The organism is Ruegeria arenilitoris (assembly GCF_013030265.1).
In the GTDB taxonomy this organism is placed as follows: Bacteria; Pseudomonadota; Alphaproteobacteria; order Rhodobacterales; family Rhodobacteraceae; genus Ruegeria; species Ruegeria arenilitoris_E.
In genome coordinates this window covers 291852-307865 of sequence record NZ_WPZQ01000001.1, presented here as the reverse complement: position 1 = coordinate 307865, position 16014 = coordinate 291852, and the positions used below count along the sequence as shown (strand labels likewise).

Sequence of the window (16014 nt, the reverse complement as noted above, 5' to 3'; positions counted from 1 at the left end):
TATGACAAAAACAGCAGCTATCATCGGTGGTGGTGTGATCGGCGGTGGATGGGCCGCCCGGTTTCTGCTTAACGGCTGGGATGTCCGGGTGTTCGATCCGGATCCTGAGTCCGAGCGTAAAATCGGCGAGGTTCTGGACAATGCACGGCGGTCTTTGCCCGGGCTGAGTGACGTGCCATTGCCGGCTGAAGGCACGCTGACCTTCCATGATGAGATGGCAGATGCTGTACAGGGGGCCTCTTGGATTCAGGAAAGCGTACCTGAGCGGCTGGACCTGAAGCTGAAGGTTTATAAAGGCTTGCAAGAGGCATGTGCCGCGGAAGCGATCATCGGCTCTTCGACCAGCGGGTTTAAGCCATCCGAATTGCAGGACGGGGCACTGCGTCCCGAACAGATCGTTGTGACGCACCCGTTCAATCCGGTCTACCTGCTGCCTCTGATCGAGCTGGTTCCGACCGACAAGAACTCGCCTGAAATGGTGGAGCGTGCGCAAGAGCTGTTGAAATCAGTCGGGTTCTTCCCGCTGCACGTCAAAAAAGAAATCGACGCGCATATTGCCGACCGGTTCCTCGAGGCTGTTTGGCGTGAGGCGCTGTGGCTCGTCAAAGATGGTATCGCAACCACCGAAGAAATCGATGAAGCGATCCGCATGGGCTTTGGTATCCGCTGGGCGCAGATGGGTCTGTTCGAAACCTATCGCGTCGCTGGCGGAGAGGCCGGGATGCGGCATTTCATGGCGCAGTTCGGCCCGGCCTTGAAATGGCCATGGACCAAGTTGATGGATGTCCCGGAGTTCACGGATGAACTGGTGGACATGATCGCGGATCAGTCGGACGCACAATCCGGAATGCACTCGATCCGTGAATTGGAGCGTATCCGCGACAACAACCTTGTTGGGATGATGCGTGCGCTCAAGGCACAGGATTACGGTGCAGGTGCGGTTCTGAACCAGCATGATGCACGTCTGAAACCGGAGGCCTTGCCGGATCTGGATCAGGCCGATCTGAGCCAGTCCATTCTGACGCTGTCGCGTGCCGTGCCGCTGGATTGGACCGACTATAACGGTCACATGACCGAGTCGCGGTATCTGGATGCCTTCGCCTGCTCAACCGATCGCTTTATGGAGATGATCGGATGCGATGCCGACTATATCGCAGCGGGCGGCAGCTACTTTACCGCTGAAACCCACATCCGGCATTTGGATGAGACCCATGCAGGTGCCAAAATCAATGTGCGGACTCAGATGCTGTTGGGGCAGGGCAAGAAGCTGCACCTGTTCCACCGCATGTATGAAGGAGACAAGTTGCTGGCGACCGGTGAGAGTTTCCTGCTGCATGTGGACCTCGAATCCCGTCGCCCATGCGCGCCGTCGGCTGAGGTCGAAGCAGCCATGGCCCGTATTGCAGAAGCTCAGGCCGGTCTGCCGTACCCAGAAGGGGCGGGTGCATCGATCCGGAAACCTGCATGAGCAGCCGGGTTCTGATCACGGCCGGCGCCTCGGGCGTCGGACGTGCGATGGCCGAAGCGTTCGACGCATCGGGTGCGCAGGTCTGGGTGGCAGATGTGAATCCGGCGTCGCTGGAGGCCTGCCCGCCGCATTGGAAGAAATCCCAGTTGGATGTGGCCGACGAGACCGCCGTGGCGGCCATGTTTGCCCGCATTGACGAGGAATGGGGTGGTCTGGATGCCCTATGCGCAAACGCAGGGATTGCTGGGCCGACGGCCCTGATCGAAGACGTTGCGCTTAGCGATTGGCGCACTTGCCTTTCAGTCAATCTGGAAGGGGCTTTCCTGTGTTCCAAATACGCAGCCCCAATGTTCAAGCGTCAGCGCAGTGGAGTGGTGCTGATCACCTCATCCACCGCCGGACAATATGGCTATCCCAACCGCGCACCTTATGCCGCAGCGAAATGGGGCATGGTGGGTCTGGGTAAGACACTGGCGATGGAACTTGGGCCACATGGGGTCCGATGCAACGTGATCTGTCCCGGAGCGGTTGAAGGACCAAGAATGGAAGGAGTTCTTGAACGCGAAGCGGCAGCCAAGGGCATGACCCGGGATCAGGTCTATGAGGGCTATGCCTCAGGTACGTCGATGGGCAGCTTCGTTGAAGGGCGGGATATTGCCAATATGGCCGTGTTCCTTGCCTCTGACGCGGCAAGGCTTGTTTCGGGTCAGGTGATCGCGGTTGATGGTCATACGGTCAATCCTGACCCGAAGGTCTGATCACCTGGCTAAAAGCTGGGTTTTGTTGTGTCAGCCCTGATTGGGGCCACGGAACTGGCGGATAGTCTGGCGAACTGCCTGCCAGTCCTGAGCTTGCTGGGTTTCCCCTGCGGCTTCACATTCACGCATTTTACGGGCCGCTTCAGCTTCGGCCCGATCTCCATGCGCCGAGTAGAGGGCGCGTGCGTATTGAGCGGTTTTCAGTGCGTCCATCCCATTGATCCTCCGTGATTGGTCGGATTGCCCGAAAGTTCGCGCAGGATAACTATACTATAGGATGAACTGATTGGCACTTTCCGGCTTCGCAACAGTCACTCCGTTGCGCTGGTAATCGCCGAACGGAGCTGTCTGAGGTGTTCGGGAAAGTCACGGGCTGTCATGTCAGCTTCGCGCACTAACGTATCGAAATGTCGTGTAAAAACCTCGATTCGATCACGATCGCGAAAGGCCATGTAGTGGCTGCCCGCATAGAAGACGCACAGAAGCGGACCGAAGATCGTTACCGGCGCGGAATAGAGCCGTTTTGCATCAAATAGGTAGATTCGCAGGCGTGGATAGAGCTGTTCGCACAGGTCCAGCAAGTGATCGATCTGAGCCAGCCGATTATCCAGTGATAGTCCCTCGTAATATCCGGTGCCGTGGGCAAAGCTGTGGATTTCGAACAGCGGCATGGCGATTTCATAGTCGGACTGGGCGCTGCGCATCCATGTCAGACGATCTGCCGATGCGCCGATGGCCTGATCTGCGGTTCGACCCAGATGCGGGGCATATTCCCATTCGAGCACTGCCCGGGTTTTGAGCATATCGGGCAGGGTGGCCGGAACATAGCGGATTTTGTACCCCGCTGCCTGTTGGTGCCACTCGAAGATACGCTCATCTACCAAGGCGCGCGGGGCTTCGGCCATTGTCAGCGAACTGGCCAGCAATTCAGCAGCGCTCTCTGGTCGGTCCGACAAGCTGAGCAACCAGTCTGCGGAAACGCCAAGCGCCGACGCACAGCTTCCGACCACATGCGCATTGGGCAGACGTGCGCCTGCGCCGGTCAGAAGCTGTGACACCGTTGAGCGGTCGACCCCAATACTGCGCGCCAGTGCGCTCTGGCTGATTTGGCGCTCTTCCATGGCGCGCGCCAATCGTAGGCGAAACTGCGCAGCGCGATCCCGTTTGTCTATGTTATCCTGCATGTGATGATTAATATCACATCTGATGAATTTTGTTAATCATATTCAGAATTCTCAGCAGGCCTCCATGTCGGTAACGCTTTTGTGAGAACAACAAAATATGGGGACCGGAATGGAGACGCGACGAAGATCTGTCGTGAAAGCAGTCGTATGGAATCTGATGGGGTTGGTCATGATGACCCTTGTGGGTCTGATCGCCACAGGTTCGGCTGCCGTGGGTGGCGGGCTTGCATTGGTCAACACCGCCATCGGTCTGACACTGTATGTCATCTACGAACGGGTTTGGGCAGGTATCTCGTGGGGGCGCAATGGCTGATCCCACACCTCCCAAATCGCCCGAATGGGGCACGTTCGGACTGATTGCAGCCTGCTATGCTGCGTGGCTGGCAGTTGTATTCTGGTTGGCAGGCTGGTCGCTGTGGCTGGCAATTCCCGTGATGGGCATGGTTGCAGCCCTGCATTCTTCGCTGACACATGAAGCGCTGCACGGACATCCGTTCCGTGCAAAATGGTTGAATGAATCACTGCTGGCTCTGCCGCTGACCCTGTTCATTCCATACAACCGCTTTCGAGATCTGCATCTGGCTCACCATCAGGATGCGAACTTGACGGACCCATATGACGATCCTGAGTCGAATTATCTGGATCCGAAGATTTGGGCTTCACTGCCCGTCTGGAAGCGACACCTATACAAGGCCAACAATACACTGTTGGGACGCATCATTCTGGGGCCTGCCATCGGGCAGGTGGCATTCATGCGGGATGAGTGGACCGGTGCGACAAGAGGGGATCGCGCGATCCTGCTGGCCTGGGCCTTACACATTCCGGGAGTGGCAGTGGTTCTGTGGGTGGTTGCTCAGTCTCCTATGCCGGTCTGGGCATTTGTTCTGTCGGCGTATATCGGGCTTGCGCTTGTCAAAATCCGGACGTTCCTTGAGCATCGTGCACATGAGAAATCTCGTGCCAGAACAGTGATCATTGAGGATCGCGGGTTGCTGTCTTTTCTGTTTCTTAACAATAATCTGCACGTCGTTCATCACATGAACCCATCGGCACCATGGTATCGTCTACCTGCACTTTATCGAGCCGGTAAGGACCGGTATCTGGCCTGCAACGAATCCTATGTGTACCAATCCTATGGTGAGATTTTTCGCAGCTACTTCTGGCGTGCGAAGGATCCGGTTGCGCATCCGCTCTGGCCAAACGAGTGATTTAAGGACAGAAGGGAATCCATGAGTTTATGGATTCCCGTCACCATCGCTGCCGCCACATTTCAGACAGTGCGGTTCATGCTTCAGAAATCGCTGAGCAGTGTGAAATTGTCGGCTGCCGGCGCGACTTTTGCCCGGTTTGCCTATTCTGCGCCACTGGCCATTCTTGGGCTGATCGTCGCTTTGCAAATCACGGATTTGTCCGTTCCACCACTGTCAGCAAAGTTCTGGTTGTTTGTTGCCATCGGTGGAACAGCACAAATTCTGGCGACGGTGTGCGTGGTCGCGCTGTTCAAGCAGCGTAACTTTGCTGTTGGTATCACGTTTAAGAAAACCGAAGTGATACAGACTGCAATTGTCGGTTTCCTGATCCTTGGCGACAGCATCTCATTTGGCGCCTTTGCAGCTATCCTTTTGGGGTTGTTGGCGGTCCTGTTGCTGTCCAAAACACCTGGTGGGGATGGGGCATGGTGGCATCATCTGACCAACCGCGCGTCTCAGCTCGGGCTGGGATCAGGGGTGCTGTTTGCGTTTTCAGCGGTTAGTTATCGCGGGGCTTCGCTACAACTGGGTGACATTGATGCCTGGTTCCGGGCGCTGGTCACTCTGGCTGCCGTGGTCACGTTCCAGTTCATCAGCATGTGGCTGTGGCTGCTTTGGCGAGACCGGGCCGAATTGCGTGCGGTTTGGGAAACGCGCCGCACCGGGGTTTTCGTTGGCCTTACCAGTCTGGGTGGATCGTTTTGCTGGTTTCTGGCCTTCACATTGCAGAACGCGGCTTATGTGAAGGCGCTGGGGCAGGTGGAGCTGATCTTTAGCCTGATGGCGTCGACGCTGGTGTTCCACGAAAATATAACCCGGCGAGAGATCGCCGGCATTGCATTGTTGGGATTGTCGATACTGGTGCTTGTGCTGGCAATCTAGCCGGCACGCCGCTCATCAAAACTGAGCGCGATGAAGCTGGGCAGGTGGTCGCCCATTCCAACGACCGCAGGACCGTTGTCCTCTTTACGACCACGACCGCGTCCCTTGGGTTCTTTGTCCCTCTTGCCTTCGTTCCTTTTTTGGTCCGATGGCTTGGACTTTTTCTCGGGCTTCGGCGCTTCGGCTTTGGGCTCTTCCTTAATCGGGTTCTCGATGCGCGGGATCTGCTTTTGGATCAGCTTTTCAATCGCATCCAAAGCCTTTTCATCACGGTTCGAGCAAATGGTAATGGCCTTGCCCTCGCGCCCGGCGCGTCCGGTTCGACCAATGCGGTGCACGTAGTCTTCGGCATGGCCAGGAACATCGAAATTGAAAACATGGCTGACCGACGGGATGTCCAGCCCACGCGCAGCCACGTCCGAGGCGACCAGAAGGCGCAGGGATCCATCGCGGAACCCATCGAGTGTCTTCATGCGTTGTGACTGATCCAGATCGCCATGGATGGCGGCAGCGTTATAGCCGTATTTCTTCAGCGATTTCGAGCAGATATCCACGTCCGTCTTGCGGTTGCAGAAGATGATCGCGTTGGTGCATTTGTCGCCCTCGGCATCGATCAATGCCCGCAAAACTTTACGCTTGGCGCTAGCCTCACGGTCACGACGTCCGCCTTTGAACATGACGACGCCCTGTTCGATGGTCTCTGACGCAGTGGCTTGACGGGCAACCTCGATCCGTGCAGGGGCCGACAGGAAGGTGTCGGTGATGCGTTCAATCTCGGACGCCATAGTGGCCGAGAAGAATAGGGTTTGACGCGTGAAGGGCGTCAACGAGAAGATGCGTTCGATATCAGGGATGAAGCCCATGTCCAGCATCCGGTCTGCTTCATCCACCACCATGATCTGAACGCCGGTCAGCAGCAGCTTGCCGCGTTCGAAATGGTCCAGCAGACGGCCAGGAGTGGCGATCAGCACGTCGACGCCCCGGTCGATCAGCGCTTCTTGTTCTTTGAAGCTGACGCCGCCGATCAACAGCGCTTTGGTCAGTTTCAGGTGTTTGGTGTAGGTGTCGAAGTTCTCGGCAACCTGTGCGGCCAATTCACGCGTTGGGCACAACACTAGCGAACGCGGCATGCGCGCACGGGCACGGCCACGGGCCAGCAAGGTGATCATCGGCAGGGTAAAGCTGGCGGTCTTGCCGGTTCCCGTCTGGGCGATCCCCAAAACATCACGACCCTCAAGCGCGGGCGGGATTGCGCCCTCCTGAATCGGGGTGGGGGTTTCGTATCCGGCTTCCTCAATGGCTTTGAGGACCTTCGGGTTCAGGTTCAGTTCGTTAAATTTTGTCATGTATGTCCGGTTCATGCGGACACTAGACCTGGCCCGCGCGTCTGAGTTCTGCCGGGCCCGGATGGCCATGCACAGCGTGCGCATTTCGGCTTGCGCGGGGACATAACAAAAACGTGGGGCATGGTCAAATGAAGAGCCCTTTATCTTGTGTCCGCGAGGCCACGGTTTCGATTTTGTGCAACAATTCAGACGCTTTGGGGGAAGTGTTTCCGTAGCTTTGAATCCAGCTCCAAGGGGCGGTGCTTGATCAAGCCGTGCTGTTGCAAGCGGGCGCGTACGTGCGGGTCCGCGCCGCTCAGTTCATCATAAAAGGCGCGCAAACCAGGCTCTCCGCCTTCTTCCTCGATCCAGTTGAACAGCTCGTTCTTGTTCAACCCGCCAAGCTCACGAGGGATATTGGGTGACATCCCAGGCTGATACGAACCGCGCTCCATGCGGAACTGGTAATGTGCCAGCCAATGGTCCCAGTCGGGCGCATGCCTGTGACAAAGATCGATTTGTGGCAATTCGAACTTTTTATGCACCGGCTTCTTGTCCTGAAACAGGTTATGAATACGAAAGCTGATTTTCCTCATGCTCGTGCGCACAAAGAGCTTGCCCTGAACGTGGCTTAAGAAACCGCCGAGCACAAAGGCACCGTAGTTCGGATAAAGGTCTTGTATGAGAGCTTCGCGATCTGGTCCGATCGGGATGAACGCCTTGTATAGGTCCTTGGCTTCTGCGATCGCCTCAACCGGACGGACGCGTGCAGAGGGGTAATTTTCTGGCACGGATCCGAGCAGGCTGGAAATCGGTTCTGATGGCCAGAGAAACTCATCCAGATCGATATGGGCCAGCCAGTCCTGTTCGCAGCGTCTGTAGGTAAAGGAGGAGTTTGCGGTCTGACGCAGCTGGTGTTTTTCGGGCCTTTCGCGATTTCGCTTGCCCCAATATGCATCGTCGCAATTGCAGACATCTACTTTTGGGTGAGCGTCTAATGCCTCAAAGGCCTGAGGGTTCGGTTCGTCCAGATAGATGTAGAGACGATTCACACCAAGATCGAGGTGATACGCCGCAAAGCGCAGGATGTCCAAGGCGTCACCCCGAACAGTCGAGACGATGCCCCAGGTCACATCATCTGACATCGTGCAGTTGATACTCTGAAAAACACTGACAGCTCATCCTGCGAAAGTTAGATGACGCGATCGATCACGTCATCATTTCCTTTGTTGCAGAAAGGTTTATCGCGGGATAGTCGCGTACGACGCGGTCGATATCCCACTGAAGCCGTGTCAGGTACACAACGTCGCCGTCATGGTCATGCGCAATGTGCTGTTTGTTGGCATTGGCGAACTTGTCGACCTCGGCCTTGTCACCGCTGACCCAGCGGGCCGAGGTGAACTGCGATGCTTCAAAGCGGACCGGAAGGCCGTATTCCATCTCAATCCGGCTGGCCAGCACTTCGAACTGCAGTGCACCAACGACGCCGACGATAAAGCCCGAGCCAATTGAGGGCTTGAAAACCTTGGCTGCACCTTCTTCGGCGAACTGCATCAGGGCCTTTTCCAGATGCTTGGCTTTCATCGGATCGCCCGCGCGCACGCCTTGCAGCAGTTCCGGCGCAAAGGAAGGGATACCTGATACGCGCAGCGCTTCGCCCTCGGTCAGGGTGTCACCGATGCGCAGTTGGCCGTGGTTAGGGATACCGATGATATCGCCGGCCCAGGCCTCTTCGGCCAGTTCGCGATCAGAGGCCAGGAACAGCACCGGGTTAGAAATCGCCATCGGCTTTTTCGACCGAACATGGGTCAGCTTCATGCCACGTTTGAAGTGACCGCTTGCCATGCGGACAAAGGCCACCCGGTCGCGGTGCTTGGGGTCCATGTTGGCCTGCACCTTAAAGACAAAGCCCGCGACCTTTTTCTCATCCGGCGAAATCTGACGTGGTTCAGCGGATTGAATCTGCGGCTGCGGACCATACGCTCCGATGCCTTCCATCAACTCTTTTACACCGAACGAGTTGATCGCCGATCCGAACCAGATCGGGGTCATGTGCCCTTCCAGCACCGCCTGCGGGTCGAGTTTGGGCAGCAGTTCGCGCGCCATCTCAACCTCTTCCAGCAGTTTTTCCAACAGGTGCTCGGGCACGTGTTCGGCAAGCTTGGGGTCGTCCAGCCCGTTGATCTGGATGCTTTCGGCGACCTTGTTACGGTCGGCGCGGTCCATCAGCTCCAACCGGTCGCGCAGCATGTCGTAGCAGCCGATGAAATCACGACCCACACCAATCGGCCACGCGGCCGGTGTGACGTCGATGGCCAGCATCTCCTGGATTTCGTCGATGATCTCGAACGTATCGCGGCTTTCGCGGTCCATCTTGTTACAGAATGTCAGGATCGGCAGATCGCGCAGACGGCAGACCTCGAATAGTTTCTGCGTTTGGCTTTCCACACCTTTTGCGCCATCGATCACCATCACGGCCGCGTCCACAGCGGTCAGGGTGCGATATGTATCTTCCGAGAAGTCGGAGTGGCCGGGTGTGTCCACCAGATTGAACCGGAAGTTGTCATAGTCGAACGACATGGCCGATGCGGAGACCGAGATGCCCCGATCTTTTTCCATCTGCATGAAGTCCGAACGCGTCCGCCGTGCTTCACCTTTCGCGCGCACCTGACCGGCCATTTGAATAGCACCCCCATAAAGAAGGAACTTTTCAGTTAGCGTCGTCTTGCCGGCATCCGGATGCGAGATGATGGCGAAGGTCCGACGTCGGGCGATCTCGGGCGGCAATACGGGTTGGTTCGAGGCGGTATCTAGCATAAGCGCGCGTATAGGCGGGGAATCCTGCCGAGGCAAGGCAAAGGGGGTGGTTCGAATCGTACGGTTGCGATAAAAAGAACATATAGTGAACAAATGATGGAGTGGACCAATGAATTTGAAAGAAATTGCAGAAGAACTGGTCACTGGTTGTCGCGAAAACAGAGCAAAGGCCAATCTGGATAAACTCTATGCCTCAGATGCCGTTTCGGTCGAAGCTGCGGATATGCAGGGCATGGGGCGCGAGGCGCGTGGACTGGATGCGATCCGTGGAAAACACGAATGGTGGGAAAGCTCGACCGAAGTAACAGGCGGGTCGGTCAGCGATCCATTCCTGCATGGCGATGATCGGTTTGCTGTGATCTTCGAGGTGCAGGGTACCATGAAGGAAAGCGGTGACAGCTTCGATATGCGTGAAGTGGCGATATATCATGTCGCTGATGGCAAGATCGTCCGCGAAGAGTTCTTTTACTGAGGCGACGCTGCCGTTCTGGTCTTCTCTGTCTGGCCGGTGCTAGACAAGCGGGCAACGACTGACAGGGAGGATCGTATGGATCTGGGAATACAGGGAAAACGTGCGCTGGTAAGCGCAAGCAGCAAGGGCTTGGGTCTGGGCTGCGCCGAGGCTTTGGCAGCGGCGGGTGTTGATCTGGTGATGAACGCGCGCGGGTCGGATGCTTTGGAAGCAGCAGCTGAACGCATTCGCGCGGATCATGACGTTCAGGTGCACACCATGGCCTGTGATGTGACGACACCTGAAGGGCAGACGCAGGTGATCGAGGCGGCCGAGGGGGTCGATATTCTGGTGACCAACGCCGGCGGCCCACCGCCGGGCCTGTGGTCGGACTGGGAGCGTGAGGATTTCATCAAGGCGCTGGATGCAAACATGCTGACACCGATAGCCTTCATGAAAGCGCTACTGCCGGGCATGATGGACAAGGGCTGGGGAAGGGTGGTTAACATCACCTCTCAATCCGTTCGCGCGCCGATCCCGGCCTTGGGGCTGTCGAATGCCGCAAGGACCGGCCTGACTGGCTATGTCGCTGGAACCTCGCGCCAAGTGGCCCCGCACGGTGTAACGATCAACAACCTGTTGCCGGGTATCCATGCCACGGATCGTGCAGACTCGCTGGATGGCGGGGTCGCATCACAAAAAGGGATTTCTATGGACGAGGCGCGTGCCGAACGCGCGGCGACAATTCCTGCGCGCCGTTATGGCACGCGGCAGGAATTTGGTGCTGCCTGTGCGTTCCTGTGCTCTCAACATGCTGGTTTCATCGTTGGGCAGAACATTCTGCTGGACGGTGGCGGCACCAATCTGACGATGTAATCATGTCGCAGGGTTTCTCGCTGAAAGATCAGTTGTTCAACGCAGAAAAGACCCGCTATCTGGCGGGGCTTTTTGCCGATGCTCAGCCAACATTTGACGCGCCCGCATTTGAGGCGGCGGTGATGGCCAAACTGCCGGAACTTGAGCTGAAAGAGCGCATGACCTGGATTGCAGAATGCCTGCAACAGGCCATTCCTGGCGATCTTCCGACTGTTGCACCGGTGATCCTGCGTGCGCTGCCCGAGCCACTGGATCCGGGTAAGACAGACGATGATTTCGGCGACTTCATCTTTGCACCGCTTGGTGATTGGGTAGTTGTCGTCGGATTGGAACATCCGGAACTGGCGCTGGATGTTCTGGCGGAACTGACGCAGCGGTTTTCGATGGAATGGGCCATTCGCCCATTCCTCAATCGCTGGCCTGACGAGGTTGTGACGCGCATGCAGGATTGGTGTGGGCATTCCAGCTATCATGTGCGCAGGTTGGTCAGCGAAGGAACCCGGCCGAGATTGCCCTGGGGGCAGGCGGTTGGGCTGGATCTGGCTGATCCTTTGCCTTTGCTGGATCAACTGCATCGCGACAACACCCGCTATGTTACCCGGTCGGTGGCCAATCATCTGAACGACATCACAAAGAAAGAGCCGGAACTGGTGTTGCAGCGCCTGCAGGATTGGCAGGAAAGCGGTGGACAGGATGCCGAAGAACTGCAGTGGATGACCTCTCATGCGTTGCGCGGGCTGGTGAAGTCTGGCCATGCAGGCGCAATGAAGATGCTGGGATATGATCCCGATGCAGATCTGGATGTCTCGATCGAGGTTGAGGGCGAAGCCATTATCGATGGCGCGCTGGAGTTTTCTGTTGCGATCTCTGGGCAGGAAAAACAACCTGTTCTGGTTGATTATATCATTCATTTCCAGAGGCCTGGCGGGAAGATCTCACCTAAGGTTCATAAGCTGAAACAGGCTGAACTGAAGGATGGATCTCTGACCTTGTCCAAGCGCCACAAACTCAAGGGTAATGCCACAACGTTTAAACTGGTTCCTGGTGCGCATCGGCTGGAGATCCAGGTGAACGGGCAGGTTCGCGGTGGTGTTGATTTCGAGTTGCTGGAGAAATCTTAAACACACCGATTCACGCTTTCGTCAGATGGGACGGTCCCGGATTGCACGGCAACCCGGGCTGCTCTAGCTGCTTTTCAGTTCGTGATGAAAAGGAAAGCTCTGATGAAGCATGAGGCTGTGCAGAATTATTATGGCGAGGTCCTGCAGGGCAGCGCGGATTTGCAGACGAACGCTTGCTGCACGCCCGACGACATGCCCGATCACGTCAAACAGATTTTGTCGCGAATTCATGATGATGTACTGACCCGGTATTATGGATGCGGCCTGATCGCGCCTCTGGATCTGGAAGGTATGCACATTCTTGATCTGGGATGCGGTGCTGGTCGGGACGTCTATGCCCTTTCGGCTATGGTGGGCGAAACGGGCCGCGTTGTTGGCGTGGACATGACGCCCGCGCAGCTGGAAATTGCACGGTCCCATCAGGATTATCACGCGAATGCATTTGGTTATGCGGCCAGCAATGTCGAGTTTCATCACGGCTACATCGAAAAGCTGGACGAACTGGATCTTGAGCCCGGCTCATTCGACATCATCGTTTCCAACTGCGTCATCAATCTGGCCACTGACAAGGCGGCCGTTCTGCGCGGTGCGCATCGGTTGCTGAAAGACGGTGGAGAGATGTATTTCTCGGATGTTTATTCTGATCGACGTGTGCCCAAGGCCATGGCCGAGGATGAGGTTCTGTATGGGGAGTGCCTGTCAGGCGCGCTCTATTGGAACGACTTCCTGACGCTGTCACGTGCGGCCGGATTTGGTGACCCGCGCCGGGTTACGCATCGTCCGCTGACTATTGAAAATCCGGTCCTTGAGGAACGTGTTGCGCCGCTGAGCTTCATTTCAGCGACTTACCGTCTGTTCAAATTGCCCGAGCTTGAGCCCGCGTGCGAAGATTATGGGCAGGCGGTGATCTACAAGGGAACGATCCCACATGCACCGCATATGTTTGCGCTGGATGATCACCACTTTATCGAAGCCGGCAAGGTGTTCCCCGTCTGCGGCAACACATGGATGATGCTTCAGGATACGCGTTTCGCGCGCCATTTTGAGTTCATCGGCGATTTCTCGACCCACTACGGAATTTTCGAAGGCTGTGGAGGGAATAGCCCGTTTGTCGTCGAAGGTGAGGCAGCGTCGACCGGTTGCTGCTGATCTCTTGCGCCTGAGAGGCGGGGTTGATATCCCCGCCCAAGCCCGATGAATTTGATCGGGAAAGGCAACGGGGTCTATCGGTGACAGTTAACGCAGCTCCTCCTCGTCTGGAAATTCGCAATATTGTCCGCCAGTTCGAAGGACGGACTGTTGTTGATGACGTCTCGCTAAGCGTTCAGGCCGGGCAGGTGACCTGTCTGCTGGGGCCGTCTGGCTGTGGTAAATCCACGACATTGCGAATGATTGCCGGAGTCGAGATGCAGGACTCGGGTGAGATTTATGTGGATGGCAAGCTGATCTGCGACACCATCTTTCGCGTACCGCCCGAACGGCGCGAGATCGGTCTGATGTTTCAGGACTTTGCGCTGTTTCCGCATCTGAGTGTTGCCGATAACGTGTCATTCGGGCTGAGAAGCAGCAAAGAAGAAAAGCGCGCCCGCGTTGAAGAGCTGCTGACCAAGGTCGATCTGATGCGGTTCATTGATGGTTTTCCGCATCAGCTATCCGGGGGTGAGCAACAGCGCGTTGCGCTCGCGCGTGCGCTTGCGCCGCGTCCACGCATCATGTTGATGGATGAACCTTTCTCGGGTCTCGACAACCGGTTGAGGGATGGTATCCGGGATGAGACACTGGCCATTCTGAAAGAAGAAGACGCGGCAGTTCTTCTGGTTACGCATGAACCGGAAGAGGCTATGCGGATGGCGGATGAAATCGCTCTGATGCGTGGTGGTAAGATCGTTCAGCAGGGCGCGCCGTATAACGTCTATACCCGACCTGCGGACAAGGCAGCTGTTGCTTTCTTTAGTGATGTCAATATCTTGCCTGCCACCGTTAATGGTGCTCTGGCGGATACCCCGTTCGGGCAGTTCCTTGCTCCGGGTGTTCCGGACGGTACGGATGTCGAGATCGTGTTTCGACCTCAGCACGTCAAACTGGATTTTGATCGCAACGGCAAAGGTCCGGCGCCGACCCCTAGTGCTGGAACCGCCGCCCGGGGCGTAGTGGAACGGGCGCGGTTTCTGGGCAATGAAAGTCTTGTAGAATTCAGGATGGATCACGATGGATCAATCCTGAAGGTGACCGTCCCGAATGTCTTTGTGCCGCAGCCCGGTCGCGCCATGTGGCTTACGATCCGCCGGGATCGTTGCTTTGTTTTCCCAACCTGATCTCTGATTGGTGCAGTTTCCGCCCGAGTGGTGCGCGAATGCCGCAGATTGCATACGCGCTTTGCTTGCCGCAGCGCGGGGGCGCGTCTATCAAGGGCGAAACGTGGGGGTAGTGCAGGCATCATGCGAATTCTTCTGACAAATGACGACGGGATCAACGCACCAGGCTTGATCACGCTCGAAGCGATTGCGGCAGATCTGGCTGGTCCGGATGGCGAGGTATGGGTTGTAGCACCTGCGTTTGAGCAGTCGGGCGTCGGACACTGCATCAGTTATACCCATCCGATGATGGTCGCAAAGTTGGACGAACGACGCTTTGCTGCCGAAGGCTCACCAGCCGACTGCGTGCTTGCCGGGCTGCATGACGTAATGAAGGATGCGCAACCCGATCTTGTGCTGTCTGGCGTGAATCGCGGAAACAACTCGGCAGAAAACACGCTGTATTCCGGAACCATCGGCGGTGCGATGGAGGCGGCTTTGCAGGGTGTTCCGGCAATCGCATTGTCGCAGTATTTCGGTCCACGCAATCTGGGGCTGGAAGATCCGTTCGAGGCTGCGGCGCGCTATGGTGCCGATCTGGTGCGGCGCATTCTGGATGCCACACCGGATGAAGATGTAGATTATCGCCTGTTTTATAACGTGAATTTCCCACCTGTACCTGCAGATGAAGTGCTGGGCACTCGTGTTGCACCGCAGGGATACCGTCGGGATACCCATTTCGGGGTTGAGCCACACAGCTCACCTTCGGGGCGTCGGTTCCTTTGGATCAAGGGTGGCTACCAGCACAACCCGACTGCTCCGGGGACGGATGCGGCTGTCAATCTGGAAGGCTATATATCGGTTACACCGATGCGGGCTGACCTGACCGCGCATGACGCGCTTGAGGCTTTGAAGACGATCGAATGACCGGACCAAGCCCTGAAACCATAATGCAGTTCCTGTTTGCCTTGCGCTCGCGCGGGGTGACGGACGCGCGCGTGTTGGCAGCGATGGAACAGGTTGACCGGGGTCTGTTTGTCAAAGGCCTGTTTGCCGATCGTGCCTACGAAGATACGCCGCTGCCAATCGCATGCGGCCAGACGATCAGTCAGCCCTCGGTCGTGGGTCTGATGACGCAGGCGCTTCAGGTCAGTCCGCGCGATACCGTCCTCGAGGTCGGAACAGGCTCGGGCTACCAGGCGGCGATCCTGTCCAAGCTGGCGCGGCGTGTTTATACCGTTGAACGGCACAAGCGCCTGGTTCGGGAAACCGGGCAGCTTTTCCGTGATATGGGACTGACCAATGTCACGGCCATGTTGTCCGATGGATCCCACGGTTTGCCCGAGCAGGCACCGTTTGATCGCATCATCATTACGGCGGCTGCCGAAGACCCGCCAGGGCCGCTCTTGGCGCAGCTGAAAATCGGCGGTATCATGGTCTTACCCGTGGGACAGTCGGATGCGGTGCAAACCCTGATCAGGGTTCGACGTACTGAGGATGGTCTGGACTATGACGAATTGTTGCCTGTCCGTTTTGTGCCCCTGCTGGAGGGGCTTGGGAAGGACGAGGCGTAAAGGACGTTTCCGAA

The 16014-nt window shown here is 56.9% G+C and carries 17 protein-coding genes; 12 read left to right on the top strand and 5 right to left on the bottom strand.

Going from position 1 to position 16014, the window contains the following annotated elements; translation table 11 throughout:
• Position 1: 1 nt before the first annotated feature.
• Both GOX61_RS01580 and GOX61_RS01575 read left to right on the top strand, forming a co-directional pair.
• Entirely contained in the window at positions 2–1468 is a 1467-nt protein-coding gene (locus GOX61_RS01580) for a carnitine 3-dehydrogenase (protein WP_170330744.1), read from the top strand.
• Positions 1465–2226: an SDR family oxidoreductase gene (locus tag GOX61_RS01575; protein ID WP_170330742.1), complete on the top strand. Its 762-nt coding sequence runs from the start codon at positions 1465–1467 to the stop codon at positions 2224–2226. The genes GOX61_RS01580 and GOX61_RS01575 overlap by 4 nt, the downstream gene beginning before the upstream one ends.
• A gap of 30 nt (positions 2227–2256) precedes the next feature.
• On the opposite strand, the gene GOX61_RS01570 is transcribed toward GOX61_RS01575, so the two are convergent.
• Together GOX61_RS01570 and GOX61_RS01565 are read right to left on the bottom strand one after the other, a co-directional pair.
• Positions 2257–2439 (bottom strand): hypothetical protein, encoded by a 183-nt coding sequence (locus tag GOX61_RS01570; RefSeq protein WP_155150699.1) that lies wholly within the window; start codon positions 2437–2439, stop codon positions 2257–2259.
• Positions 2440–2537: 98 nt separating this feature from the next.
• Positions 2538–3410: a helix-turn-helix domain-containing protein gene (locus GOX61_RS01565; protein ID WP_170330740.1), complete on the bottom strand. Its 873-nt coding sequence runs from the start codon at positions 3408–3410 to the stop codon at positions 2538–2540.
• Positions 3411–3519: 109 nt separating this feature from the next.
• Here GOX61_RS01565 and GOX61_RS01560 point away from each other — a divergent pair, with 109 nt between their 5' ends.
• Genes GOX61_RS01560 through GOX61_RS01550 form a run of 3 tightly spaced genes read left to right on the top strand, consistent with a single transcriptional unit; the run spans position 3520 to position 5542 of the window.
• The gene (locus tag GOX61_RS01560; RefSeq protein WP_155150693.1) at positions 3520–3723 is read left to right on the top strand and encodes a DUF2061 domain-containing protein; all 204 of its coding nucleotides are present in this window, start codon (positions 3520–3522) and stop codon (positions 3721–3723) included.
• Positions 3716–4618, top strand: coding sequence for a fatty acid desaturase (locus GOX61_RS01555; protein WP_170330738.1), 903 nt, complete (start codon positions 3716–3718; stop codon positions 4616–4618). Before GOX61_RS01560 ends, GOX61_RS01555 begins: the two co-directional genes overlap by 8 nt.
• A 21-nt stretch (positions 4619–4639) precedes the next feature.
• Positions 4640–5542, top strand: coding sequence for an EamA family transporter (locus tag GOX61_RS01550; protein ID WP_170330736.1), 903 nt, complete (start codon positions 4640–4642; stop codon positions 5540–5542).
• Here GOX61_RS01550 and GOX61_RS01545 read toward each other — a convergent pair.
• The 3 genes from GOX61_RS01545 to GOX61_RS01535 form a co-directional block, all read right to left on the bottom strand.
• Positions 5539–6888, bottom strand: a complete 1350-nt coding sequence (locus GOX61_RS01545) for a DEAD/DEAH box helicase (RefSeq protein WP_170330735.1) — start codon at positions 6886–6888, stop codon at positions 5539–5541. The two genes, GOX61_RS01550 and GOX61_RS01545, sit on opposite strands and share 4 nt — an antisense overlap.
• A 185-nt stretch (positions 6889–7073) precedes the next feature.
• Entirely contained in the window at positions 7074–8012 is a 939-nt protein-coding gene (locus GOX61_RS01540) for a glycosyltransferase family 2 protein (protein WP_170330733.1), read from the bottom strand.
• Positions 8013–8076: 64 nt separating this feature from the next.
• Positions 8077–9684 (bottom strand): peptide chain release factor 3, encoded by a 1608-nt coding sequence (locus GOX61_RS01535; protein WP_170330731.1) that lies wholly within the window; start codon positions 9682–9684, stop codon positions 8077–8079.
• A gap of 109 nt (positions 9685–9793) precedes the next feature.
• Here GOX61_RS01535 and GOX61_RS01530 point away from each other — a divergent pair, with 109 nt between their 5' ends.
• From GOX61_RS01530 to GOX61_RS01500, 7 genes are all read left to right on the top strand, one after another.
• On the top strand, positions 9794–10156 hold the full coding sequence (locus tag GOX61_RS01530; RefSeq protein ID WP_155150677.1) for a nuclear transport factor 2 family protein: 363 nt from the start codon (positions 9794–9796) through the stop codon (positions 10154–10156).
• A gap of 75 nt (positions 10157–10231) precedes the next feature.
• Positions 10232–11011 (top strand): SDR family oxidoreductase, encoded by a 780-nt coding sequence (locus GOX61_RS01525; protein ID WP_170330729.1) that lies wholly within the window; start codon positions 10232–10234, stop codon positions 11009–11011.
• A gap of 2 nt (positions 11012–11013) precedes the next feature.
• The gene (locus GOX61_RS01520; protein ID WP_170330727.1) at positions 11014–12132 is read left to right on the top strand and encodes a hypothetical protein; all 1119 of its coding nucleotides are present in this window, start codon (positions 11014–11016) and stop codon (positions 12130–12132) included.
• A gap of 102 nt (positions 12133–12234) precedes the next feature.
• The gene (locus GOX61_RS01515) at positions 12235–13281 is read left to right on the top strand and encodes a methyltransferase domain-containing protein (RefSeq protein ID WP_170330725.1); all 1047 of its coding nucleotides are present in this window, start codon (positions 12235–12237) and stop codon (positions 13279–13281) included.
• A gap of 80 nt (positions 13282–13361) precedes the next feature.
• On the top strand, positions 13362–14447 hold the full coding sequence (locus GOX61_RS01510) for an ABC transporter ATP-binding protein (protein WP_367646920.1): 1086 nt from the start codon (positions 13362–13364) through the stop codon (positions 14445–14447).
• Between the two features lie 123 nt (positions 14448–14570).
• Entirely contained in the window at positions 14571–15353 is a 783-nt protein-coding gene (gene surE / locus GOX61_RS01505; protein ID WP_155150666.1) for a 5'/3'-nucleotidase SurE, read from the top strand.
• Positions 15350–16000: a protein-L-isoaspartate(D-aspartate) O-methyltransferase gene (locus GOX61_RS01500; protein WP_155150663.1), complete on the top strand. Its 651-nt coding sequence runs from the start codon at positions 15350–15352 to the stop codon at positions 15998–16000. Before surE ends, GOX61_RS01500 begins: the two co-directional genes overlap by 4 nt.
• Positions 16001–16014: the final 14 nt, after the last annotated feature.